The sequence below is a fragment of the Microcoleus sp. N3A4 genome (assembly GCF_036701805.1).
GTDB lineage: Bacteria > Cyanobacteriota > Cyanobacteriia > Cyanobacteriales > Microcoleaceae > Microcoleus.
On sequence record NZ_JAUBRJ010000094.1, the window covers coordinates 1 to 24,874 of the forward strand.

Genomic DNA, 24,874 nt, shown 5'->3' on the forward strand with positions numbered 1-24,874 from the left:
TTTACTTTTCTATATATTTGTTCAGATATTTTCACTGATTTAGCTATTGATTTAGCATAGTAAGTAAGGAAGAACCAGTTTTGTTTAGGGATCGATATAAAATATATGATTTTTGAGACTATAAAGCTTGGGAGCAATTTAATTTCCTTTCGGTGGCATTGGCGGCCCCGGCTTTAGTGCCGATCGCGCTTGCCTGGGGATATACTTCCTCAGACAGAGCTAATTATCCTCGCCTAACTTGCTGAACAAATCGGCTAAAATCGTATTAGAAAATAAAAAACCTTCTGGATCGCTCAACCTCAAATTTCCCGAAAATGGCAGTTTCGCGCCCTCGCCTAAAGTTGCGTGAAGCGAATCTATCCCGTAGGGAATCGCCCCATCTGCAGTCATAATTTCTACCCATCCTTGCCGCCAGTACGGCTGCAAACAACGCCAAATTTTATCAACCGTTTGCTGACTAAACTTTTCAGTCAGCGCCGACAGGCTAACTCCTTCTGCTAAACGCAAACCTAGCATCAGCGTTTCTAACAAAATGTCATTTTCAGAGACTTGAAAATTTTGCTCAATTGCTGGGTAAATATCGTGCTGGGTTTCTCCGCCAATTTGAGGAGTAGCTGGGGAATTGAGGCGAGACATCGATCGCACCCACTGATAATATTCTTGAGTTTTGCGAGGCCTTGTCAGCCTCCGGCCTTCCACGTAACTCGCCGCCCCCATTCCCAAACCGTAATAAGGGCGATTTTCCCAATAAACGCGGTTGTGGCGGCACTGATAGCCATCGCGAGCGTAATTAGAAATTTCGTAATGTTCGTAGCCAGCGTTGGTGAGAATTTCCCGCGCCAAACGGTACATTCCAGCAGCGGTTTCATCTGCTGGCAGCGGCTGCGCGCCTGCTTGAAAGTAGCGCCCGAAAGCAGTTCCCTGCTCAACAATTAAGTCGTAACTCGACAGGTGAGTCGGGCTAATTTCCACCGCCGATTTCAGGGAAGCTTCCCACTGTTCTAAAGTTTGGTGAGGCAGTCCCGAAATTAGGTCTAAACTGAAATTGACAATACCAGCCGATCGCACTATTTCTACTGCTTCAAAAATTTCCGCGACAGAGTGCGATCGCCCGCAAGCTTGCAGCAATTCATCCTGAAAAGCTTGCACTCCCAAACTAACTCGATTTACTCCCGCCGCTGCATATCCCCGCAACTGTTCTAAAGTAAACGTACCCGGGTCTATTTCGATAGAAATTTCCGCCCCAGCAGCAATCCCAAATTTGCCGTCAAGAGTCTCTAAAATATTGCTCAACTGACTCACAGAAAGCAGCGAAGGCGTGCCGCCGCCCAAAAAAACTGTGTTCAGAGATGCGCCTAAATTTGGAGTTGCTTGAATTTCTTGACACAGTACCGCAACGTATTGCACGATTGTGCCGGAATTCTCGCCATTTTTGCGATCGCCCACCACAAATACCGGAAAATCGCAGTAGTAACAGCGACGGCGACAAAAAGGTACGTGCAGGTAAGCCGAACTAGGAATGCCGGAATTTGCCACTTGTACACTTTTTTTAAATTCAAATGTTAAATAATCTGTAGTAGAGTTCATTACATCTCGAGCCGAAAGCGCAACTTCAAATCTAAAGTTTTCATTAAACCATCATGAATAATTATGTATATTATGACATTTTCTTACCAATAAAGCGCTGCTAACGATCGGCTATTTGAGTTAAACCCCGTACCGGTTTCGAGCGGCAGCAATTCCCGAATAGACCGCCCTGCGGTCTATTCGCACCTCATGCCTGCTTTCGGCGGGGCGCGCTAAATGCCGATTTGCTCGATCGTACATCGCACACAGGGTACAACCGCGAAATATAAGTTTATGAAAATTCCTCTGTATATATAGCGATATCCGACCGCAACTAGGAAAAAACTATCAGCACTGGAAAGATATAATGTAAACACATTCATTAACCTAGAACTAATGCTAGACGCAATCATAATTATCTCATTCATAATCGCAGGCGGAGGCATCGGCTATTACGGAGTCGAACTGCTGCCGAGCAACCTGCTGGAGCAAGTTACAAATATACAAGGTTTAAGCTCCGTACTAGGCTCGTTTGGAGCATTAATCGGCTTCGTGTTGGGATTAGTGGCTCAAACAACCTATAGGCGGTTAGAAAAGCAAGTCGGCGATATGCCGGTGGAGATGCTGCTGACGCGGGCGATCGGCTTAATCATCGGACTGCTAGTAGCGAACTTAATGCTGGCTCCGCTGTTCCTGCTGCCAATTCCCCGCGAGTTCGGCTTCATCAAACCTCTAGTCGCAGTCTTGGGAAGCGTCATGTTCGGCTTCACAGGCGTCAGTTTGACCGAAACCCACGGCCGCGCTTTCTTGCGTCTGATCAACCCCAAAAGCTTAGACACGGTGTTGGTAGCCGAAGGTACTTTCAAACCAGCCTCTGCCAAAGTTGTCGATACAAGCTGCATAATAGACGGCCGGATTGAAAACCTGCTAGAAACAGGTTTCCTCGAAGGTCAAATTATCGTGCCGCAGTTCGTACTCCAAGAACTGCAAGTAATAGCTGATTCCGCCAACGATCAAAAGCGAGTGCGCGGGCGCCGCGGCTTAGATATTCTCAACCGCATCAAAGAAACATACCCAGAACGAATTCAAATTCACTCGGCTGACTACGAAGATATTGCCACAGTCGATGCAAAATTAGTCCGATTCGCTTTGGATATTGACGGCATTTTGCTCACCAACGATTACAACTTATCGAAAGTAGCTACCGTCCAAAAACTGCCGGTTTTGAATATCAACGATTTGACTCATGCGGTGCGCCCGACTTATTTACCGGGAGATACGATCGAACTAAAAATCCGCAAAGAAGGCAAAGAACCCTCTCAGGGAATCGGTTACTTGGATGACGGCACAATGGTTGTCGTAGAAGCAGGAAGCAGCTATGTCGGAGGCGAAGCCCGAGTCGTAGTCACCAGCGCCCTGCAAACTAGCGCCGGCCGCATGATTTTCGCCCGTCCTCAAGAATCTGTTATTGTGTAAATTACCCAGCACTGACCTGAGTACAGGTACAGTGTGGGCTTTCAATAGCCCTGAAATGATCTTGCACATTGCAAAACAATCTCGAACCTTCGGGCTTATTTACGGAAGCCCCAATAGCAGCAATATTCTTACTGCCGTTTAAGTCGGCATCACCTTTCCATCCACAATGACCACAAGCAAACTTTTTACCGTTTCTATAAGATTCACCCTGTACAGGGTGAACATGATTGCATTTGTGGCACATTTGGCTAGTGTATCTAGGCTCAACAAACAAAATCTTTACGCTATGCTTTATAGCTTTGTAGATTAGGAATTGGCGCAACTGAAAGAAGGCCCAGCTATTGCTAAGTCTCCGCTCTTTTTTCGAGCGTGGCTGCTGATTTGCGCGCTCCCTAATTCCCGTCAAATCTTCCAAAGCGATAACTTGATTTTTGTTTTGAGCCTTCGTTACGATACGGTGACTGATAGTATGATTTACTAAGGTCTGAAAGCGTTTTTCCTTGCCCGACAACCGTTTCAACAATTCTCGACATCTACGCCGAGAGCTGCGTGTGCCTTTCGTGGCTTTTCGCTGGATATTTGCTCTCAACTTGGCATAATGATTTCTAACTTTGGTAATTTGTTTACCGCTAAATGTATCTCCATCAGAAGTAACTGCAATATCAGTCCTACCCAAATCACAGCCCAAAACTTGATTGCTTGGTGGAGGCTCGGCTGGCTGAGATTCAAGCTGAATATTAAGATAGTAACTACCATAAGAGCGTTTGCACAAAGTAGCAGTCTTGGGGTTTTGACCTTTGAGCAATCCAAGTTGGTAGTTTCCGATAGCCAGTACAAACCGTTCCCTACCGCCAGTAGTAGTCAAACTTACTGTCCAATCTTTTTCCCTAAAAGAAAATATACGGGTATCGTAAGTGACGCTAGTAGGAGCAAAGCGGATGACTGGCTTCCCATCTTTTTTAGCTGTTTTTCTGTTGCCAGAAACCCGTCTAATAGCATGGATTGCTAGCTGCGCCGAAAGTCCAAACATCTCTCTGACATCGTGATATACCAAAGATTGCATCGCCAATTCATTTTTCAGGGTTGGCGGCACAGTTTGGTTCACGTATTCACAAGCATTAGCGAACGCCTGAAGGGTTGCATCAATTTTGATGGACTGCTCAGGCGTTACTTGGAGCTTGCAAGATACTGTCAGGACTTGTTTCATGACAAGGTTGTATCACGTATTGAAGAAATTCTGTTGTGTTTATAGATAATTTGTTCAGCTCTTGAGCCTCACGCGCATTCCTCCCGTCACTCAACGGAGTACCGTTAGACTGCGGGACTCCTGCTGTTTTAGTTGAAACTGAGTAACAATGGCCAGGGCAATCAGAATCAAATATTGCGATCGTTGTTCCCAATCTGCCCCGACTCTCTACCGCGCCCGGTATGACGAGTCGGGGCAGTGGTTTTTTTTGTGTCTTAAATGTTGGGAATCGGTAAGTAAAAACAATCCTTTTTACTTCTACGGTGGCACTTGGAAAGCTAGCAAGAAAAAATAGCAATTACCAGCTTCTTCTTCCTTCGCGTCCTTCGCGTCTTCGCGGTTCAATCATATCAATATCTAATTCCAGATTATTCCAGTTTCCCCCAAAGTTTTAACGACGGCGCGGAGTCGGAAGCCGACGTTCGCTATTTTGCGGTTGCGGTTTTTCTTGCAGCTTCATCGTCAAACTAACCCGCTTTAACTTCTCATTCACCTCCAAAACCCGCACTTTCACAACTTGTCCGACTTTCACAATCTGTTTGGGGTCATCTACAAAGCGATCGGCTAATTGAGAAATGTGAACCAAACCATCTTGGTGCACTCCCACATCAACAAAGGCTCCAAAGTTAGCTACATTCGTGATTATGCCTTCCAATTCCATCCCCACTTGCAAATCGGAGATTTCTTTGATTCCTGCTTGGAAAGTGGCATATTTAAACTCGGCGCGCGGGTCTCTTCCCGGTTTTTCTAGTTCGGAAATAATGTCTCGGAGTGTCGGTTCTCCGACTTTTTCTGTGACATATTTCTTGATGCTTACAGTCTTGATTTTTTCCGATATTTGTGTTATTCCTGTCAGCGGCAAGTCTAAATCTTTGGCGATCGCCTGCACGACAGGATAACTTTCGGGATGAACTGCTGTATTGTCCAAAGGGTTTTCGCCGCCGCGAATGCGGAGAAATCCGGCTGCTTGTTCAAAAGCTTTTGGCCCGAGTTTGGGAACTTTCAAGAGTTGGCGGCGATTTTTAAAGGCACCGTTTTCGTTGCGGTAATTAACGATATTTTTGGCAACTGTTGCCGTCATTCCTGACACAAATGTCAGCAGTTCTTTGGAGGCTGTGTTTAAGTCAACTCCGACATAATTAACGCAGCTTTCGACTGTTTCGTCGAGTTTCTTTTTGAGCAGTTTTTGGTCAACGTCGTGCTGGTATTGGCCGACTCCTATTGATTTCGGGTCGATTTTCACGAGTTCGGCTAAAGGGTCTTGCAAGCGCCGTCCGATGCTGACTGCGCCGCGGACGGTGATGTCGAGGTCTGGAAATTCGGCGATCGCCACATCGCTTGCTGAATAAATCGATGCACCGGATTCGTTCACCATGACTTTAATCGGTTTTCTGTCCATTTCTGCCAAAACTTCCGCAACAAATTCGTCTGTTTCCCGGGAAGCTGTACCGTTGCCGATCGCGATTAATTCAATTTTATATTTTTCAATTAAATGCTTGACAATTTTACCAGCTTGCTGTCGCTGAGCGGCCGCTTGGTGGGGAAAAATTGCTTGATATTCTAAAAATTGCCCGGTTTCATCGAGGGCGGAAACTTTACACCCCGTGCGAAATCCCGGATCGATCGCCAGTGTCGGTTTCATTCCCGCCGGGGCCGACAGCAGCAACTCGCGGAGGTTGGTTTCAAAAGTGGCGATCGACTCGATATCAGCGGCGGCTTTGTTGTGCGATCGCACTTCTGTAATTAACGAAGTCTTCATCAGTCGGTTGAAGGCATCCTTCAAAGTCGATCGATAAAACTCTTTAACTTCCGGTATCCTAGTTCTAATTTCCTGACCTTCCAAATAAGCCATCACTGCGGATTCATCAAACGCCAGTTCCAAATCTAAAACCCCTTCCGTTTCCCCGCGAAACAGCGCTAACATATTGTGCGACTGAACGCTTCTCGCTGCAACTTGATAATTGCGGTACATTTCAAATTTAGTGCTTCCTTCCGGGAAATCATCTTTAATTTTCGAGACAAAAACTCCGGTTTTCATCAAAAACTCTCGCAAATAAGCCCGCAATTCTGCTTTTTCCGAAACCGCTTCCGCCAAAATATCCGCAGCACCTTTGAGAGCTTCTTCTGCTGTTTTAACTCCCTTTTCTTCCGAAATGTATTTAGCTGCTTCTGCCTCAAAATCTGCTGGTTTAGCCGTCGGTAAGTTCAGAGACTTGATAAATTCTGCCAGCGGTTCCAAACCTTTTTCCCTAGCAATTGTCGCTCGCGTCCGCCGCTTGGGTTTGTAAGGCAGATAAAGGTCTTCTAGTTCGTTTTTTTGCAAACACGATTCGATTTTAGCTTGCAGTTCTTCAGTGAGTTTTCCCTGAGAGCTAATCGTCTCTAAAATCGACTTTTTGCGGTCTTCAATTTCCGTCAGATAGGTGAAGCGATCGGAGATGTCCCGCAACTGAATTTCATTCAGCAAATCCGTGCGTTCTTTGCGGTAGCGTGCAATAAACGGAATAGTTGCTCCCTCAGCGAAAAGTTCCAGAGCATTATTGACTTGGGAGAGATTGATGGAAAGTTCTTGAGCAATCAGTTGGGGAATGTCGATCATAGTGCAGAAGTTCGGGTCAGTCGATTTTAGATTTTAGATTTTAGATTTTAGATTTACTTCACGGAAGAGAGGAAGAAAAGCTTGAGAGAAAAGTTTTACAGGGTTTTGGCGTTCGTCCTGTAAGTGTTAAAGTGATGTTAGCATAAATGCAGTCATTTCTCAATATTATATGTTGCCTTTTAAATATCCTGTGCCGCAAACCGATCCGCCGCGATCGCCCAGAGAAACACTGCCGACGATGTACGATTTACCTAGCGAAGACCCGGAGGAACCTGGTTTGCCTGACGAATTTCACGATTTGCAGCCGCAGTTGTTGAGCCTGACGTTTCGCCCTCGGAATTATCCGGCTTCTGAGATATTTAGCGGCACCGACATGAACCTTTATTATGACGTGTCTCACACTCTGCGGCACAAGCGGCCGGATTGGTTTGGAGTGGTGGGAGTTCCCCGACTTTACGATCGCTCGGAACTGCGGATGAGTTATGTTACTTGGCAGGAAGGCGTGAATCCTTTTGTAATTGTAGAACTGCTTTCGCCGGGAACGGAAAAAGAAGATTTAGGCGACAATACCGATGAAGAAAAGTTGCCACCTCAGACGGGAAACGCTGCGGGTAACGGGCAAGTTTTGGAGGCAGAGACGAATGAGAAACCGCCTAGAAAATGGGAGGTTTACGAGCAAATTTTGCGGGTTCCTGTTTATGCCGTTTTCAGCCGCTATACTAACAAATTGCGAGTGTTTGAATTGAAGGGCGGACACTATCAAGAATTAGAATTGTCCGAGTCGCGGGTGTGGATTGCTGACCTAAGTTTGGGCTTGGGTTTGTGGCAAGGAGAGTTTCAGGGAATCGATCGACTGTGGTTGCGCTGGTATGATGTTGATGGCAATTGGATTCTGACTGAAGCGGAACAGCAGCGGCAGCGGGCCGAGTCAGCGGAAGCTCAATTGCAGTCTTTAATTCGGCGGCTGCGGGAATCTGGCATCGATCCCGATCGATTTTTAAACGGTTAGAGAGGACTGATAAGCTGTCGCGCAGTTAAATTGCATATTCAGGGCGGGCGGGACGCCCACCCCACAAGAGTTGGATTGTTTTTTGATAGACAATTTAAATGCCGCAACAGCTTACCAAATCCGGGTTTGTCACCCTGGTATTCTTTAGTCCGCTTGGAGTGGACTTCGTTTGACAAGACGCGGTTTCAACCGCCTCCTTCATCAAGGGGGTATTTAAGCCGGATTTGGACTCAAGGGAGCATCCCATTTTTGCAAATATATCCTACAAAATTGGGATGCTACCGGACTGAAGTCCTTCTTCTGACTTCAAAATAAGACTAATTCTCCAAACTCATGCAACAGTATCTGTAGGGTGCGTCGCCACCCTTAAATCTTAAATAACATCCACAATCTTTGAGCGACGCACCGGTGCAGAATAGTGAGCGTAAACAAACCCACACTCATCATTGTTGCAACACTTTGGAGAATTAGTATAAGACTGAAGTCCTCCCTACACACGGGCTTTAAGATTTGACAATAACTTGATTAATTTCCGCTGGTTTGTAACTGGTACTATTTGCGGTCAATTCATCCGCCTAGGGAGATTGGTGCAAATAAGCTTTACCGGCAGAACCGAAAAGTTGGAGTTTGTCAGAAATGACCGATCGCATAGCATCGATCGCTTTTTCCATTACTTCCAACAAATCTGGATCTGACAAAGAACTGCTAGTTTTTAACACGTCCATATAAGCTTCGCGAACTTCCGTATTCACATTAAATTTAGCTACTCCTAATTTAATAGATTGATTAATCATTGATTCCGGCAAACCGCTAGCACCGTGCAGCACTAACGGCACTGAAACTGAAGCCCTGATTTTTGCCAAACGCGGGAAATCGAGTTTTGGTTCGCTGAAATATTTGCCGTGAACGTTGCCAATTGTTACGGCTAAAAAATCAACTTTAGTTTCTTTAATAAACTCTACAGCTTCCACTGGATCTGTCATTTTGGCGGCTTTTTCTTCGATTGTCAAACCGTCTTCCGTGCCGCTAATTCTGCCGATTTCTGCTTCAACTACCGCACCGTTAGCGTGGGATAATTCAGTCATTTCGCGAGTAAATATTAAGTTTTGTTCGTAGGGCAAAGGAGAACCGTCTGCCATAATTGATTTGATGCCGGCGTCTAGGGCGAGATGAATGTCTTTTTCTGAGGTGCTGTGATCTAAGTGTACTGCGATCGGCACTAAAGATTTGCGCGCGGCTTCCATGCAAAGCGCGACTAAGGGCGATTTTCCGTATTTGAGGGCGCTGGGGTGAAGTTGCAGCATAGCAGGACTTTGCAGCGCTTCGGCGGCATCGATGACGGCTTTTACTCCTTCGAGGTTGTAGACGTTAAAAGCGCCGATCGCGTAAGCGTTTCTCCGGGCCGTGTTCAGCAATTCGCTAGTTGAGGCGAGCATAAGTACCTGGCTTAAAAACTTTTCTGAATGTCGATCATTTTATCAAAGTTCGGTTGCAAGCTCATCTTAATTTTTATTTTTTGTAATTGCGAATTCTTGCGTAAGGTGCGGATTGCGTACCCTACTATTTGTTGGGTACGCATTTATTCTCCGTTTGGCGCCCGTTGCACACCCTACGACTAATTCATTTACTGTTTCTGTGCGTTACCAGCGTGCAAACCGCACTCTTTTAGTGTCGCTTCTTCCCACCACCAGCGACCTTCGCGTTCGTGTTGGTTCGGCAATACCGGCTTCGTACAAGGTTCGCAACCAATGCTTACAAAACCGCGTTCGTGCAACTTGTTGTAAGGCACCTCCAAAGCGCGAATGTAATCCCAAACCTCTGCCGAAGACCAGTTTGCTAAGGGGTTGAATTTAATTAATTCACGATCGGGAGTTGAGAATGCACTGTCAACTTCAATGACCGGAATACCGTTGCGGGTACTGGGACTTTGGTCTTTGCGCTGACCCGTAATCCAAGCATCGAGAGTATTCAGTTTGCGGCGCAGCGGCTTGACTTTCCGCACGCCGCAGCATTCTTTGTGACCGTCTTGATAAAAGCTAAACAATCCCTTTTCTTCTACTAGGGCTTGTACTTCTGCTGCATCGGGAAACATTACTTCTAGTTTAATGCCGTAATGTTCTCTGACTTTCTCCAAAAACTGATAAGTTTCTGAGTGCAATCGTCCGGTGTCTAGGGTAAAAACGCGGAAGTTTTTGGTAATTTTTGAGGCAAGATCGATCAGAACTACGTCCTCGGCACCGCTGAAAGAAATTGAGATATTGTCAAAATTTTCTAGGGCAAATTTGAGAATGTCTCGCGGTGTTTTTTGACTGTATTCTGCTTCTAGGGCGGCAATGTTGAGATTGTTTTGGATGGCAACCATATTTTCGGGTTTTCAGTGTTCTTTTCCTCTAGCCCTTCATTATAGCCGATCGCACTATCTCTCTCACCCCTGAATTTAACTGCATCTTGCAGCAGTCTTTTCGGCTGGGCCCGCGATCGAACTCAAGGATGGCGATCGCCCGCTTGTCCCAGTTTTCGTTCACCCAAAACTCCTCTACCGGGGAAAATTGCACCGCCGCGCGGTAACGTGAATTTGCCCCCAAATTATAAATCACAGAGAATAAAATTCTTTAAATGGCATTGTTAAAATCCCTAAAATTTGACTCACCTCATTAATAAAATAATCTCGCTTATCGATCGATATCGTGCTGTCTGTCAACTGGAGAAACTTCCAATCAGTACCAGTAGTAACAGCGCCATAGATCCTTTCAATTGGCTCTCCGCTGCGCTGATTAAATAATTGAGCCGCCACCATTTCCGCAATGCACTGACCTAAGCCTGATTTAATACTTTCGTTTTTAGCCTCTGTTAAAGTAATGACGGGGGCGCGAATTTCATAGGAATCTTTCGACGCCGTGAGAATATAATCGCAGTACCCGTTTAAACCGACTGCTACATCAACATTGAATTCGGAGCCGGAGAAAAAACCTACTTGAAAATTAAATTTTCGCCTGACTTCTAATAAAATTGGAGCGATAATTAATTCGGCGCGAGCCTTTTCGGTATTAATTGCAGTGGCTAAAGAAACATTTTCATTTAAGGTCGTTTGCAAATAAGAACTTGGCAGTACCTCTGGGATATCCGCAAACAGGTTTAAGGGTTCTTCTACCGTTAAATTAAAGGATTCTCTAACTTTAGCTAGGGTTGTGAAGTCACTGTATGCCATAGGTTAATTTACTCTATTAGTCCTAGACGTATCAACCGATTTTTTGGTAAAAAATCTCTCGTGGGGCGCGATCGCCCTGAATTGAAAAACCTAGTTTTTGCGATCGCCAGCGCGTATGTTTTGTTACTGTAGTATTTTACACGATTTTCGATATTGAAGGAAGGTTCGACTGGGAAAAATCGCTTCCTTGCGTGTAATTATCTCTTTCAGCAGAAGTCAATTCAGCTTGTCCGTGCGCGATCGCCCTGTCAACTCAAAAGCGAACGAAAAAAGTATGTTAAGCGAAGCTATCCGTAGGGAATCGCGTTACATGACAATCTCCCTCTCAGGTAGCATAGACTAAATTGCCAAAGTGTCGTTAAATTTGATGGTACGCGACAACAACTCACAAGTTAAGAAAAGTTGCAAACACTACTTACCGCAACAACCCTCTCTCGCGCATCTAATTTTACAACAAACAATAGATAAAACTAGAAGGTTTGTGATGAGAATTGCCCAAATTGCCCCCCTAGCAGAGCGAGTTCCGCCTCCAGCTTACGGAGGAATTGAACTGGTGGTCAGCCTCTTGACCGATGAATTAGTAAGAAGAGGACATGAAGTTACTTTATTTGCCTCCGGCGATTCAATTACTTCTGCTACTTTAGAATCAGTTCATCCCCGAGCTTTGCGTCTCGATTCCACCGTTAAAGAATACGGGATTTACGATATGTTGCAACTGAGCAAAGTGTATGAAAAAGCCGGAGAATTTGACATAATTCACTCTCACCTAGGCTGCGCCGCTTTGCCTTACTCGCGCTTAGTAAAAACGCCCACAGTTCACACTCTCCACGGCGTTTTTACCCCCGACAACGAGAAAATATTTGCCTACGCCCGCACTCAGCCCTACGTGAGTATTTCCAACTCTCAGCGGGAAGATAGACTAAATCTCAACTGCGTCGCCACAGTTTATAACGGGATAGATCCGGCAACCTACGAATTTCACCCGCAGCCAGACAATCCTCCTTATTTAGCTTTTCTCGGTCGAATGTCATCAGAAAAAGGAGCGCATTTAGCCATAGAAATTGCCAAACGATCCGGCTGGCATTTAAAGATGGCAGGCAAAGTAGATACTGTCGATCGCGAATATTTCGAGCAAGAAATCAAGCCGCACATTGACGGCCAACAAATAGAATACTTAGGCGAAGCCAACCACGCTCAAAAAAGCGTGTTGATGGGCGGTGCAGCAGCGACATTATTTCCCATTATTTGGCGCGAACCTTTCGGGTTAGTCATGATTGAGTCAATGGTAACGGGAACGCCCGTGATTGCCATGAAATTAGGCTCGGCTCCAGAAATAATTGTTCATGGGAAAACAGGTTTTCTGTGCGAAAACGTGGAAGAATGTATCGCCGCCATCGAGCCTGCCCGGGAACTCGATCGCAGCGCTTGCCGGCAACACGTAGTCGATCGCTTCAGCGGTCAAACAATGGTCGATGGCTATGAAGCAGTTTACCGAAAAATTTTAAAAGAGCGCTTTTCCCAAAACGGTCATCCCCATCATTTGACAGAATTAGAACTCCACAGCAGATAGCTGCACGAGGACAGATTAAACGCACGCCCGGTTTACTTATCCAAAACTTACGCACAACACTCAAGAAACCGGGTTTTTTACGAAAACATCCGGTTTCTGCCTGAGTCCCATTATCATTTTAGCTGTGTTATACCAGAAGAAATAAGCAAGCAGGAAGAAAGAAGACCGAAGGTGCAATATAACAGCTCATGTTTGAGCAAATAAGAAAGTCCTAATACCAATTTAATGTGAAGTTGCACATATCTCGATCCCCCTCGCATCCCCCTTAATAAGGGGGACGAAAGAGAAGAATCTTGTCCCCCCCTCCCGCGGGGGGCTAGGCAGGGTGGATTAATTGTCATCCTAGAAATAGGTACGTAGTTGGGCTTTAGCCCTCTTTATATATACGTCTAAAGAGGGCTAAAGCCCAACTACGTACCTTTATTAATTAATATAACAGTTGCGTCCCAGACGCGAGCTTTGAGCGGTGCTTTCTGTCGTTTCAGTTTTCTTCTCCTCACAATAAAACCACCCTGCTTATTAAGGGGGGCTAGGGGGGATCGGATTCTACGGGGCCTCATAAAAAATTGGTATAACTGTTTTGGCTGCTGCTATATTAGTTTGGTCGATCTTCTTCTTATTTTGTCCCGATCGCTTCACTTGTTTTGCTTATTTTAAGAAAAGTTAAATTTGTTTTGTGAATCTAACTGTTAGTTGGCAGTAGGCTGAAAGAAATGATATAATGCCAAGAATGAAACATTCAATCAAGGCGCTCGACATCAAAAATTAATGTCAAAGTCAAGAGTCGAAAACTCTAGAAAATTAAACTTTTGAAAAGATGGGAACCCACTTTTAGTAACAATGCCCGATACTGTTGAACTAGAAGGAAAAACATTTGCAGCCACTGCAGAATCACCTGTAACCGAGTGGCCTTGCGCGATCGCCGATCGACCTCAACCAACACTCACCCTCAAAGACGACGATTTATTTCTAATTACCGACACCCTCGGCAACATCTCAGGCTGCTTAAAAGACGACAGCGTGACCAGCCTCGGATTGTTTTGCCACGACACTCGCTTTCTCAGCCGCCTAGAACTGCAAATCGAAGGGCGATCGCCAATTTTGCTCAGCAGCAACGCCGAAAAAGGCTACCTGCAAACAGTTTTGTGCTCCAACCCCCGCATTGACGATCGCATCCCGGCAGAAACCATAGGCATCAGGCGAGAAATGGTGCTCAACGGCGGTTTGTTTGAAGACATAGAAATCACCAACTTCACCACAAAACCAGCCAGCTTTGAAATAAGTCTCAGCTTTAACTCAGATTTCTTAGACTTATTTGAAGTCCGGGGTTTCGGCCGTGAAAAGCGCGGTCAAATACTGCGCCTGATGCCCAAAAAAACCGACGGATTATCCCCTAGCGAAGGTGCAGACAAAGCAGCCCTTCCTGCCCATCCTAACGGCAATAGCGACGGCGAAAATCGGGCGGTAGAAAACCCAAATGCGGTAATTCAAGAATCAGAAAAAAACCCGAGCGATCGACTTTCTATCGCCCAAGATCCTTCCGGCAGCGTCGATGAAAATTTAACCCTTGCCTACCAAGGTTTAGACGGCTCGGTAATGGAATCTCACATCGAGTTTTACAACCAACCGCCAGGACTATTTCAGGGCAATACAGCAGTGTGGCGCATTTCCCTAGAATCCCACCAAGCAATCAAATTGGGATATCGGCTCAAAATGCTGATCGACGGCAAATCCATCTCCAAAGTCAGCACTCCCGCAAACCTAGTTCAAGCCAAAGCAGCAGAACTTTTAGAAGAGCGAGAATGGCTGAGCGAAATTACCAGAATTAACTCGGACAAAAACACATTTAACCGACTCCTCAAACGCGCCGAACAAGACATTTATTCCCTGCGGCAAACTTTTGGTAAAGGCAAAGCAATTTCAGCCGGAGTTCCCTGGTTCTCAACATTATTCGGCCGCGACTCCATCATCGCCGCTTCTCAAATCTTAATTCTCGATCCAACTTTAGCCAGAGAAACCCTGACAACTTTAGCTCAATATCAAGGCAAAACCGATGACGATTGGCGGGACGAAGAACCGGGTAAAATACTGCACGAAATTCGCATGGGAGAAATGGCTCGCTGTCAGGAAATCCCCCACACTCCCTATTACGGAACCGTCGATGCAACGCCTCTGTGGTTGATGCTTTACGCTGAATATTACGCCTGGACTTACGACAGCCAAACTTTAGATATTTTGTGGCCGAATGCCTTGGCAGCGATGGAATGGATCGATCGCAAATGTGCGGAAACAGGCTACCTCAGCTATTACCAAAAATCCAAGCGCGGCTTAGCAAATCAAGGCTGGAAAGACTCGGGAGATTGCATCGTCAACCGCTCCGGCGTAATCGCAGAAGGATCGATCGCCCTTTGCGAAGTCCAAGCCTACGTTTACGCTGCTAAACTCCGGCTGGCAGAAATTGCCAAGATCAAAAAACGCATCGATTTAGTCGATCGCTGGCAAGAAGAAGCAAGAAACCTAAAAACCCGATTCAACCGCGATTTTTGGATCGAAGATTTAGGTTATTGCGCCCTAGCATTAGACGGCGAAGGCAAACCCTCTGACAGCATTTCATCAAATCCCGGACACTGTTTGCACCTCGGTATTTTATCGCCAGAAAAAGCTCAAAGCGTAGCAGAAAGATTGCAAGCTCCAGATATGTTTAGCGGTTGGGGAATTCGCACCCTGTCGTCCTTATCTCCCGCCTACAATCCCATAGGCTACCACACAGGCTCAGTCTGGCCGCACGACAACGCTTTGACAGCTATGGGACTGCGATCGCTCGGCCGTGTCGAACAAGCCCTAGAAGTAGCTCAAGGCTTGTTTGACATGACATTGCTGCAACCCTACGAGCGTCCCCCCGAACTTTTCTGCGGCTACGATCGCAACAGCGACAGCGATCGTCCCGTGCAGTATCCTGTAGCTTGCTCGCCCCAAGCTTGGGCAACCGGCAGTATTTTTCAACTCTTGCAAATGATGTTAAATTTAGTGCCTGACGCTCCCGAAAATCAATTGCGAATTATCGATCCTGTCTTGCCAGAATCGATTAAAAAACTGTCGCTAAATAACTTAAGGATAGGCTCAACTTTGCTCGATTTGGAATTTGAGCGCTCGGGTTCCTCAACCGCTTGTAGGGTTACTAAAAAACGCGGCAATTTACGAGTGATTATCGAAGCTTGAATTTTGCTAAGTGGGAATTCCCAATTCCCAATTCCCACTTAGTAAAATCCACGACACGGAAGTCAATCGATTTTAGATTTTAGATTTTAGATTTTAGATTTACCCCACGGATAAATGCGGGGGCTTGAGGATTTTAGATTTTAGATTTTGGATTGATTCCACGGTTCGATCGCGTGGCGGGTACCATCAAGAAATTCTTGGTCAAGGATACAGAGAGCGCTGTTTTTTTCTCTTCCTTCTTTTTACTCGCTCGTGACTTGTGCTGAGCGAAGCCGAAGTAAGCCGAAGGGCCTTCTTCATTTTTTGCTAAATAACTACATCCTTCTTCGTTTTTCCATTCAGCCATGCGATCGGCTATATTGTATTTGGAAGTACGTTAATTTGTTCGCGGTGCAGTCAAACAGTCGAGCGCGCCTGCTTCTGAACAAAGATTGTGGCTGTCAACAACAGCAAGGAAGTGTGGAATTATGTCAAAAGTTTTAGTAGTGGACGACGTTCCCAGCGAACTAGAAATCATCTGCCGCATTCTTCAAGATGCCGGAATGGATGTGCTCCGGGCAGGCGACGGCGAAGAAGCGATCGCCCTGATCCGCAAAACCCATCCGGCTCTCGTTGTTTTAGATGTAGTGATGCCGCGAATGAACGGATTTGAAGTGATCAGAGAATTGCGGGGCGATCGCGCAACAGCACACTTGCCAGTAGTATTTTGTACTCATAAAAACACCGATATCGATAAAGCTTGGGGAACCGATTTAGGGGCCGACGCTTACGTCAGCAAACCCTTTGAACCTCAGCAACTCGTCAACATCGTGCAGCGCCTGCTTTCAGCGTAAACAGAATATAAAGTGCTCAGCAGTTGTCACAAAAAAATATCATACTGAGAAACCCCGTTTTTTTTTAAGAAATTGGGTTTCAAAATTCCCTAAAAGTTTTACCTTTAATGATAGCGACTGGCCCCGTTGCCAAACCCGGGATTTATTTAACCCAAGCATTTGATGCCCAAAAACTGATGCTGAAAAACTCACGTCTCGCGATCGGCTTTCCAGGCAAAGTAAAATAGTAATTTGTTAAGCTACACTAGAAACTCAAAATAAGCAATGAAAACAACGGCTCCCCCCGCTGCGGGGACTCAGGCAAGTGGAACAAAGCAATTTCTCCTCTTCGGTCAAGGAGGCAGTCTGTTCGGCGTAGAGTTAGACGCAGTGCGAGAAGTGCTTTCCCTCAACGAACAACCGATTTCTCCGGTTCCGAACACCCTGCCATTTTTGCTGGGATTAACCAACTTGCGGGGCGAAATCTTAGCAGCAGCAGACTTCGGACGGTTTACAGGCCTCGCTCCGGTTGACACCGACCACCCAAGCACCCGCATCTTAGTGGTGGAAGCGCCCGATCCGCGAGACGTGAGATTGTCGAGAATGCGCCTGGGATTGGCCGTCTCCCGCGTCGAAGGAGTTTTACCTCTAAATCCCGATCGCATTGTCTCAGCACTAGATGTCAGTCCCGACCTAGCTCCCTTTTTAAAAGGTCTGTACAATTCCGAAGGACGCTTGCTAATGATTGTCGATGTAGAAGCGATCGCTCATTCCGAACGCTGGTAAAAATCAAGAATCTAAAAATTAAGAATACAGATAAATCGGGAACGGCAAACATCAAAATTTTTAACGGACGATCGCCCGTATCTGATACCAGTTCCAAAAAGTAATACACTTCTTGGAAAGTTCCAAATCATTATCTCATATCGTTTCCGGTTGCATCGGTATTGTTCAAATGTCCAAACAGTCAGTTGTCATTTGACATAATTTTAGTCAACAGTCAACAGTCAACCGATTTTAGATTTTAGATTTTAGATTTTAGATTTTTAACAGTCAACAGTCAACAGTTAACAGTCAACAGTCAACAGTCAACAGCCAACAGTCAACAGTCAACAGTCAACAGTCAACAGTCAACAGTCAACAGTCATTTCGAGGAGTGCAACCGGAATTGATCTCATAAGTCATTCCAAATTGTTTAATCTAAAATCTAAAAGGGCATAATTTGCCAATTATTAATTATGATCAAACTTCTCTATAGCTCGATCGCCACGACTTTCACCCTGACATTGCCTGACTTCTCCCAATCGCTGATAGCTGGAGTTGCTAATTGCATCATTTGTTTCTGTTACTTGGCCATCGCCTCGCTGATCAGCTTAGGTTTGTGGCGAAACCGTCAATTCGGGTTCGACATCTTCGCCACAGTCACAGCCGGCATATTTTGGAGTTGCGCTTTCGGTCACAGCGGCCACGCCGCCGAATACCTGGGACTGCCGCACTCCCCGGTGGTGCAAACCGTGTCCGATTGGATAACTGTAATTCCGGCGATCGCTTTTTTGAGTTTGTCCAACCGCTACGACTTCTTAGTAGGTTCCACCCAAATCCTGAACTCCAAAAAAGCAACAGAACAAGCCCTCAGCGAAACTACCCAGCGATTTCAGGCAATCTTCGACCAAGCTTTTCAAGTAATGGCATTATTGGAGCCAGACGGCACTCTGCTCGAAGCAAATCAGACAGCGCTAGAATTGGGTGATTTCCAAGCATCAGAAGTGCTGGGACTGAAATTTTGGCACGCACCTTGGTGGGCATCATCCCCAACCAACCAGCAGCGCCTAAAAACGAACATTAAACAAGTCTCTGTCGGCAAGTTTGTTCGGGAAGAATACGAAATCACCGGAGCCAACAACCAGGTGAAAGTCATTGACGTGTCGTTTAAGCCGCTGTTAAATGAAACAGGAGAAATATTTCAAATCCTCGCCGAAGGCAGCGACATTACCCAACGCAAACAGACAGAAGCGGCTTTGCAGCAGCTAACTGCAGAACTAGAGCAGCGAGTTAATGAAAGAACCGAGCAGATCCTGCAAACTAACGCACAATTGCAAGAGGAAATTGGCGATCGCACAGCAGTCGAAGAGCAATTAAAAGCCTCAGAACAATTCTTAAACAACGTCCTCAACACCATCCCCGACCCGATTTACGTCACAGACGAACAGCACCGCTCTTTAACATTAAACGATGCTTTTTGTCAATACATAGGTCGCAGCAGATCCGAAATAATTGGCAAATCCTACGACGAATTCTTGCCCAAAGAGCAAGCAGACGCATATAGAGAAAAAGACGAATTAGTTTTCTTGGCAAATACCAGCAGCACAATCCAAGAAACCATCACAGACCCAGCAGGAAACACCCTCTATTTCTCCGCCAAAAAATCTATCTTTGTAGATGCCTGCGGCAGCAAAATTCTCGTCTGCGCCATCAGAGAGATCACCAAGCGCGTGCAAGTCGAAGAACAACTGCGGCAGACACTGGCAGAAGTAGAAAGCTCCCAAATCTTGCTGCGGACAGTCATTGACGCTACACCTGACTGCATCTTCGTCAAAGATCGAAACTTGCGCTACACCCTAGTCAATGCAGGTTTCGCCGCCGCCTTCGGCAAAACCCAAGCAGAAATTATCGGCAAAGACGACGCAGAAATCGGCATATCGGTCGATCGAATCTTTGGCAGCTTCCAGGCCCAAACCGATTCCCAGAACCAAATCCAAAACTTCCGGGCCGGCAACCAGGTAGCGCCGGACTCCAACGACTCAGCCACCTTAGCCGACGGCAAAGTACACAGCTTCGACACCCTGAAATTGCCCCTCAAAGACGCAGAAGGCAACATTTTAGGAATGCTCGGCTTGGCGCGCGACATCACACAGCGCCGCAAATCCGAACAAGAACTATTGCGGTTCAAAGCAATTTTAGAAACCACAACAGACTGGGTAGCCATCGCCGACTCCCAACAGCGCACCATTTATCTCAACCGCGCCGCCAGAGAAATGTTGAAACTTGGCGAAAACGCAGATGTAGCCGGAATCAACTTTTCCGTCATGCTATCCCCCAAAAGTATCGACACTATTATGAACGTCGCCATCCCCGCAGCTTGCCGGGACGGGGCGTGGAGTGGCGAGACAGTTTGGCAGAGTTTAGACGGCGAAGAACTACCAGTTTCTCAAGTAATTGTTGCCCACAAATCCGAGAGTTCAGAAGTTGAATTTATCTCAACGATCGCCCGCAACATTAAAGAACGCAAGCGCGTAGAACAAGCCTTGCAGCAGAACTTGCAAATGCTCGACCTGGCCAGCGACGCCTTGATCGTTAGGGATATTGACGGCACGATTAATTATTGGAATCAGGGAGCCGAACGGATGTACGGCTGGACAAAAAAAGAAGCCTTGGGGAAACTCACCACCAGTCTATTTAAAACTATTTTTACCCAGCCTTTTACAGCCATATTGGCACAGTTAGAAGATCAGGATTATTGGGAAGGAGAACTAATCCACACCACCAATTACAACACCCAAATCACCGTATTCAGTCGCTGGAATTTGCAGAGAGACGAACAGGGAAAAGCCAAAGCAATTTTAGAAACCAACAACGATATTACGGAGCGCAAGCAAGCAGAAATCGAAAAGCAAAGATTGATTTCGATCGTAGAAAGCAGCTCAGATTTTATTGGCACGGCTACCCTGGAGGGAGAGGCAACATACCTGAATGCTGCTGGCATTAAACTAGCCGGATTGCAAAATATTGAAGAAGTCAAAACCAAAACTCTATATGACTTCCTAACAGCAGAAGATGCTAAAAGCTTAAAAGAAGAAATTCTGCCGGCTACTGTGCGAGACGGTTTTTGGCAGGGCGAATTCCGCTTGAGGAACTTTCAAACCGGCGAAAACTGTCCCGTTGATTTCACCCTATTTACCGTCAAAAACCCAGAAACCGGCTCGCCAGTGGGCCTAGCTACAGTTACTCGCGACATCAGCGATCGCAAACGCTCAGAAGAGATGCTGCGCGATCGCGAAAGACTGTTCCGAGCCATTTTCGACCAATCGTTCCAATTCATAGCTCTGCTCAAACCGGACGGCACCGTTTTGCAAGCCAACCAAACAGCCCTCGCCACAGCAGACCTGCTGCTCGAAGACATAGTAGGCACCCCGTTTTCGGAAATCCTGTGGTGGCAGATTTCCCCAGCAGCCAAGCAACAGATACGAGAAGCGATCGTCTCTGCCGCCGCCGGCGAGGTAGTCCGCTACGAAGTGGATGTGCTAGTTGCCGGCGGTGCAGTGGCGACCGTTGACTTCTCCATCAAACCCATTAAAGACGACAGCGGCAAAGTCTTGCTGCTAATTCCAGAAGGCCGCGACATCACCGATCGCAAAGCCCTAGAACGAGAATTAGTTTTGCGTCAAACCCGCTTTGACGCATTTTTCACAGCGGCCCCGGCCTCAATGTTTATTTTTGACGACCAGTTGCGTTTCGTGCAAGTCAACGAGAAATTAGCGCAAACCACCGGCACCTCAGTTGCCGAACACCTCGGTAAGACGGTGAGGGAAGTTCTACCTGAAATGATCGATACCCTACAGCCGATGTTGGAGCAGATTCTCGCCACCAACCAACCGTTTTTAAATATTGAGGTGTCGGGTTCAACCTTCAACCAACCGGGCGTCGTGCGAGATTGGCTGGCTTCTTACTTTCCTTTACCGGGATCAGACGGCAAACCCATCGGCGTTGGGGGAGTAGCAGTAGAAATTACCGATCGCAAAAAAGCAGAAGTAGAGCGCGATCGATTTTTTACCCTTTCCCTAGACTTGATTTGTATTGTAGATTTTGAAGGGAAATTCAAGCGCCTCAATCCCGCTTGGGAAACAACCCTCGGCTACACCCTAGAAGAAGTGGAAAACCAACCTTTTATCAATTTCGTCCATCCAGACGATCGCGAACAAACCACAGCCGAAGCGGGAAAAATATCCGATGGCGCCGAAGTACAGTTGTTTGAAAATCGCTACCGCTGCAAAGACGGTTCCTACAGGTGGCTGTCGTGGAAAGTGCGACCTGAAACCGAACAAAAGCTCATGTATGCAGTCGCTCGCGACATTACCGAAAGCAAACAGGCGATGGTGCAACTGCAACAAACAACAGCCCAATTAGCCAGTTCCGAAGACCAATTTCGGCAGCAAAGCAATCTCTTGCAACTGCTAATAAACAGCATTGGCGACGGCATAATTGCTGCCGACGAAAATAGCAATTTTATTTTGGTCAACCCCGCCGCCGAAGATATCTTTGGCATCAGTTCGACAGATACTCTTCGCGGCGAGTGGTCGGCAAAATACAGTTTATTTTTGCCCGATACCGTCACTCCCTATCCAACAGCCGACATACCTTTAGCCTGCACGATTCGAGGAGAATCAGTACACGAAGTAGAGGTTTTCACCCGCCACGCAGGCAAGCCGGAAGGCCTGTGGGTGAAAATTAACGGCAGCCCGCTTAAAGATGAAACGGGGGCGCTCAAAGGCGGCGTAGTCGTTTGCCGCAACGTCACGCAGGAAAGAGCATCCCAGCAGCGAATGCAGCAGTTGGCAGAGGCACAGGAAGGCTTGCTGCAAGAACTCAAAACGCGGCAAAATGCTCTCGACGAATCGGCGATCGTCAGCGAAACTGACTCCAAAGGAACGATTACCTACGTCAACGACAGATTTATTGAAATATCCGGTTACAGCATGGGAGAACTCCTGCACCGCAACCACCGCCTGATCAATTCCGGCTACCATCCCAAATCATTTTTTCCAGAAATGTGGGTGACAATTTCTCGCGGTTTGGTGTGGAAAGGGGAAATCAAAAACCGACGCAAAGATGGCTCGTTTTACTGGGTAGATTCGACGATATCCCCCATCTTTGATACCAGCGGCACAATCATCAAATATATCGCCATTCGCTTTGACATCACCGAGCGCAAAGAGGCAGAAGAACGACTGGAAAAATTGGCAGCAGAACGCAAAGCTGAAGCTGATTCTCTGACGCAGCAAGTCCTCAAATTGTTGGGAGAAATTAAAGGTGCTGCTCAAGGCGACTTGACAGTCAGGGCGGAAGTGACTAACGACGTTTTAGGTGCTGTCGCCGACTCTTTCAACTTCTTAATCGGTTCTCTGCGGAAGGTGGTAACGGGAATTCAAACTTTAGCCGAAGAGGTAACATCTGCCACCGGCGAGTCAATTAACAATACCAGCCAACTCACCCAACAGGCGGAAGTTCAAGCCACAAAAATATCTGCCATCATGCAGGAAATCGAGCGGATTGTGAATTCGATCCGCGACGTGCGAGATGTTTCAGTGCGGGCAGAAACTGTGGCTCAGCAGTCTTCTCACACGGCTGAAGCAGGCGGTGTGGCGGTCGATCGAGCTGTCGAAGGCATTAACGGGCTCCGGTTGACGATCGCCTCTACCTCAAAAATGATGAAGCGTTTGGGCGAATCTTCGCAGCAAATTGGCAAAATTGTGACTTCGATTTCTCAACTTGCTTCGCAAACTAATTTATTAGCTCTGAATGCTACTATTGAGGCGGCGCGAGCCGGCGAACAAGGTTTAGGCTTTGCAGTTGTCGCCGAAGAAGTGCGGAAATTAGCAGAAAGATCGGCCGGCGCTACTGAGGAAATCTCCGAAATAGTCGGTACAATTCAAGAAGAAATCAGCCGCGTGATGAAGGCAATGGAATCGGGGACGCTGGAGGTAGTGGAAGGCACTAAGCTGGCAAGCGAAGCTAAAACTCACCTCAATGCCATCATCGAAGTTAGTCGAGAAATGAATGCTTTGGTGCAGAATATTACTATCGCATCTGCCAAGCAAACTGTTTCTGCTGAGGGAATTGCTAACAGTATGCAGCAAGTCAACGAGATTGCTAATACGACCGCACAAAAAGGTGCGGATGTTAAGGAATCTTTGGACGATCTGTCCGGTTCTGTCAGCAAATTGCAAAAGTCTGTGGCGAATTTCCGCAGTTAGTCAGTTGACAGTTGACAGTTGACAGTTGACCGTTGACAGTTGACGGTTGACCGTTGACAGTTGACCGTTGACAGTTGACAGTTGACAGTTGACCGTTGACAGATTAGATAATTCGGCGATTGAAATCGCTATTAAACAAACGAAGTCCACTGCTGCTAGCGGACTAAGAATGCCGGATTTAGTATTGATAATCGTAAACCCGCCCCTACAATAATTACAGTCAATTAACCGGACATCATATATAAAAAAACTGCCAACAGACAACTGTCAACTGTCAACTGTCAACCGACAACAAACTGATATGAATGATGATGATTTAAACGAATTAATAGATGCTTTTACCGCAGAAACCCAAGAGTTTCTCCAGTCAATGGAGACGCACCTGCTGGCGATGGAAGCTGCGGGTTTGAAAGAGCGACAAGCGGCAGTTAAAGAAATGTTTCGGGCGGCTCACTCGATTAAAGGTGCGGGTTCGATGTTGGGCTTTAAAAACGTGTCGGCCGCAGCTCACACGCTGGAGGACTGTTTTGTCATTTTGCGCGATCGCACGGACTTATCGGCCCTGGAACCAGCCACTGTAACTGTTTTGCTCAAAGCGGTGGACACTCTCAAAACGATTGCGGCCGAAGCACTCCAGCACTCGGATATCAGCACTCCCGATCAAACGGAAAACTTGGAGGCGATCGCCCAAATTTACGCTCAGTTTGAAGCCAAGTACGGCAAGTCAGAACAGCCGCCAGTTCCCGCAGCCAGCCAATCGCCCGCCCCGGAAACCCTGAAACTGATTTTTGAACACGAAGTGCCGCCACTCTTCAATCGCCTAGAAACCGAGCTTTCCCAAGCTTCCGAGGCAGATTTGGCAAAAAGCCTCACCGTCCTTAACCAGGTTTACTACCAACTCTCCGGTTTGGCTGGAATGCTGCAATTGCCGGATTTTGGGAAAGTCGCCGAACGCCTCAGAGATTTGATCGATTCTCCCGACTTGACTTTAGAACGGTTGCAATCCGAGGGTTGGACGATCGCCCAAAACTTGCAAACCGCACGCCAACAAATATTGGAAGGAAGGGCGATCGAAATTCCCGAAATCTCCCCCACTCCCCCCCACTCCCCCTCTCCCACTCTCCCACTCTCCCCCTCC

16 protein-coding genes are annotated in these 24,874 nt (G+C 46.7%); 8 read left to right on the forward strand and 8 right to left on the reverse strand.

Annotation, left to right across the window (positions count from 1 at the left end; genetic code table 11):
* Positions 1 to 219 precede the first annotated feature (219 nt).
* Complete coding sequence (gene hemW, locus QUA56_RS32895) at positions 220 to 1,587, reverse strand: radical SAM family heme chaperone HemW (protein ID WP_333367098.1); 1,368 nt, start codon at positions 1,585 to 1,587, stop codon at positions 220 to 222.
* A 375-nt stretch (positions 1,588 to 1,962) separates the two neighbouring features.
* Here hemW and QUA56_RS32900 point away from each other — a divergent pair, with 375 nt between their 5' ends.
* Complete coding sequence (locus QUA56_RS32900; RefSeq protein ID WP_333367101.1) at positions 1,963 to 3,042, forward strand: PIN/TRAM domain-containing protein; 1,080 nt, start codon at positions 1,963 to 1,965, stop codon at positions 3,040 to 3,042.
* A 1-nt stretch (position 3,043) separates the two neighbouring features.
* On the opposite strand, the gene QUA56_RS32905 is transcribed toward QUA56_RS32900, so the two are convergent.
* Together QUA56_RS32905 and QUA56_RS32910 are read right to left on the reverse strand one after the other, a co-directional pair.
* On the reverse strand, positions 3,044 to 4,249 hold the full coding sequence (locus QUA56_RS32905) for a transposase (RefSeq protein WP_333367104.1): 1,206 nt from the start codon (positions 4,247 to 4,249) through the stop codon (positions 3,044 to 3,046).
* A gap of 430 nt (positions 4,250 to 4,679) precedes the next feature.
* Entirely contained in the window at positions 4,680 to 6,887 is a 2,208-nt protein-coding gene (locus tag QUA56_RS32910; RefSeq protein ID WP_333367106.1) for a Tex family protein, read from the reverse strand.
* A 169-nt stretch (positions 6,888 to 7,056) separates the two neighbouring features.
* Between QUA56_RS32910 and QUA56_RS32915 the strand changes: the two genes are divergently transcribed.
* Positions 7,057 to 7,896 carry a Uma2 family endonuclease gene (locus tag QUA56_RS32915; RefSeq protein WP_333367110.1) on the forward strand — a complete coding sequence of 280 codons (840 nt, stop codon included), beginning with the start codon at positions 7,057 to 7,059 and terminating at the stop codon, positions 7,894 to 7,896.
* 575 nt (positions 7,897 to 8,471) lie between these two features.
* Here the strand turns inward: QUA56_RS32915 and QUA56_RS32920 are convergent.
* The 4 genes from QUA56_RS32920 to QUA56_RS32935 form a co-directional block, all read right to left on the reverse strand.
* Entirely contained in the window at positions 8,472 to 9,332 is an 861-nt protein-coding gene (locus QUA56_RS32920; protein ID WP_333367113.1) for a class II fructose-bisphosphate aldolase, read from the reverse strand.
* Positions 9,333 to 9,520: 188 nt separating this feature from the next.
* On the reverse strand, positions 9,521 to 10,258 hold the full coding sequence (locus QUA56_RS32925; RefSeq protein ID WP_333367115.1) for a phosphoadenylyl-sulfate reductase: 738 nt from the start codon (positions 10,256 to 10,258) through the stop codon (positions 9,521 to 9,523).
* Between the two features lie 28 nt (positions 10,259 to 10,286).
* Positions 10,287 to 10,493 carry a hypothetical protein gene (locus QUA56_RS32930; protein WP_333367118.1) on the reverse strand — a complete coding sequence of 69 codons (207 nt, stop codon included), beginning with the start codon at positions 10,491 to 10,493 and terminating at the stop codon, positions 10,287 to 10,289.
* Positions 10,490 to 11,104 (reverse strand): hypothetical protein, encoded by a 615-nt coding sequence (locus QUA56_RS32935; protein ID WP_333367120.1) that lies wholly within the window; start codon positions 11,102 to 11,104, stop codon positions 10,490 to 10,492. Before QUA56_RS32935 ends, QUA56_RS32930 begins: the two co-directional genes overlap by 4 nt.
* Positions 11,105 to 11,588: 484 nt before the next feature.
* On the opposite strand from QUA56_RS32935, the gene QUA56_RS32940 reads away from it, so the two are divergent.
* Both QUA56_RS32940 and QUA56_RS32945 read left to right on the forward strand, forming a co-directional pair.
* Positions 11,589 to 12,674 (forward strand): glycosyltransferase family 4 protein, encoded by a 1,086-nt coding sequence (locus QUA56_RS32940; RefSeq protein ID WP_333367123.1) that lies wholly within the window; start codon positions 11,589 to 11,591, stop codon positions 12,672 to 12,674.
* 840 nt (positions 12,675 to 13,514) lie between these two features.
* Complete coding sequence (locus tag QUA56_RS32945; RefSeq protein WP_333367127.1) at positions 13,515 to 15,893, forward strand: amylo-alpha-1,6-glucosidase; 2,379 nt, start codon at positions 13,515 to 13,517, stop codon at positions 15,891 to 15,893.
* Positions 15,894 to 16,026: 133 nt separating this feature from the next.
* On the opposite strand, the gene QUA56_RS32950 is transcribed toward QUA56_RS32945, so the two are convergent.
* Positions 16,027 to 16,239: a hypothetical protein gene (locus QUA56_RS32950; protein WP_333367130.1), complete on the reverse strand. Its 213-nt coding sequence runs from the start codon at positions 16,237 to 16,239 to the stop codon at positions 16,027 to 16,029.
* A 121-nt stretch (positions 16,240 to 16,360) separates the two neighbouring features.
* On the opposite strand from QUA56_RS32950, the gene QUA56_RS32955 reads away from it, so the two are divergent.
* The 4 genes from QUA56_RS32955 to QUA56_RS32970 form a co-directional block, all read left to right on the forward strand.
* The gene (locus QUA56_RS32955; RefSeq protein WP_333367133.1) at positions 16,361 to 16,726 is read left to right on the forward strand and encodes a response regulator; all 366 of its coding nucleotides are present in this window, start codon (positions 16,361 to 16,363) and stop codon (positions 16,724 to 16,726) included.
* A 264-nt stretch (positions 16,727 to 16,990) separates the two neighbouring features.
* On the forward strand, positions 16,991 to 17,491 hold the full coding sequence (locus QUA56_RS32960; protein ID WP_333367135.1) for a chemotaxis protein CheW: 501 nt from the start codon (positions 16,991 to 16,993) through the stop codon (positions 17,489 to 17,491).
* 452 nt (positions 17,492 to 17,943) lie between these two features.
* Entirely contained in the window at positions 17,944 to 23,736 is a 5,793-nt protein-coding gene (locus QUA56_RS32965; protein ID WP_333367138.1) for a PAS domain S-box protein, read from the forward strand.
* Between the two features lie 301 nt (positions 23,737 to 24,037).
* Positions 24,038 to 24,874 (forward strand): Hpt domain-containing protein (locus QUA56_RS32970; RefSeq protein WP_333367141.1); only part of this gene is annotated, 837 nt, incomplete at its 3' end.

What these genes read in the sequence shown, in the direction of transcription:
- hemW (WP_333367098.1), bottom strand. Translation starts at nt 1,587, where the DNA reads ATGAACTCTACTACAGATTATTTAACATTTGAATTTAAAAAAAGTGTA.
- QUA56_RS32900 (WP_333367101.1), top strand. Translation starts at nt 1,963, where the DNA reads ATGCTAGACGCAATCATAATTATCTCATTCATAATCGCAGGCGGAGGC.
- QUA56_RS32905 (WP_333367104.1), bottom strand. Translation starts at nt 4,249, where the DNA reads ATGAAACAAGTCCTGACAGTATCTTGCAAGCTCCAAGTAACGCCTGAG.
- QUA56_RS32910 (WP_333367106.1), bottom strand. Translation starts at nt 6,887, where the DNA reads ATGATCGACATTCCCCAACTGATTGCTCAAGAACTTTCCATCAATCTC.
- QUA56_RS32915 (WP_333367110.1), top strand. Translation starts at nt 7,057, where the DNA reads ATGTTGCCTTTTAAATATCCTGTGCCGCAAACCGATCCGCCGCGATCG.
- QUA56_RS32920 (WP_333367113.1), bottom strand. Translation starts at nt 9,332, where the DNA reads ATGCTCGCCTCAACTAGCGAATTGCTGAACACGGCCCGGAGAAACGCT.
- QUA56_RS32925 (WP_333367115.1), bottom strand. Translation starts at nt 10,258, where the DNA reads ATGGTTGCCATCCAAAACAATCTCAACATTGCCGCCCTAGAAGCAGAA.
- QUA56_RS32935 (WP_333367120.1), bottom strand. Translation starts at nt 11,104, where the DNA reads ATGGCATACAGTGACTTCACAACCCTAGCTAAAGTTAGAGAATCCTTT.
- QUA56_RS32940 (WP_333367123.1), top strand. Translation starts at nt 11,589, where the DNA reads ATGAGAATTGCCCAAATTGCCCCCCTAGCAGAGCGAGTTCCGCCTCCA.
- QUA56_RS32945 (WP_333367127.1), top strand. Translation starts at nt 13,515, where the DNA reads ATGCCCGATACTGTTGAACTAGAAGGAAAAACATTTGCAGCCACTGCA.
- QUA56_RS32950 (WP_333367130.1), bottom strand. Translation starts at nt 16,239, where the DNA reads ATGGCTGAATGGAAAAACGAAGAAGGATGTAGTTATTTAGCAAAAAAT.
- QUA56_RS32955 (WP_333367133.1), top strand. Translation starts at nt 16,361, where the DNA reads ATGTCAAAAGTTTTAGTAGTGGACGACGTTCCCAGCGAACTAGAAATC.
- QUA56_RS32960 (WP_333367135.1), top strand. Translation starts at nt 16,991, where the DNA reads ATGAAAACAACGGCTCCCCCCGCTGCGGGGACTCAGGCAAGTGGAACA.
- QUA56_RS32965 (WP_333367138.1), top strand. Translation starts at nt 17,944, where the DNA reads ATGATCAAACTTCTCTATAGCTCGATCGCCACGACTTTCACCCTGACA.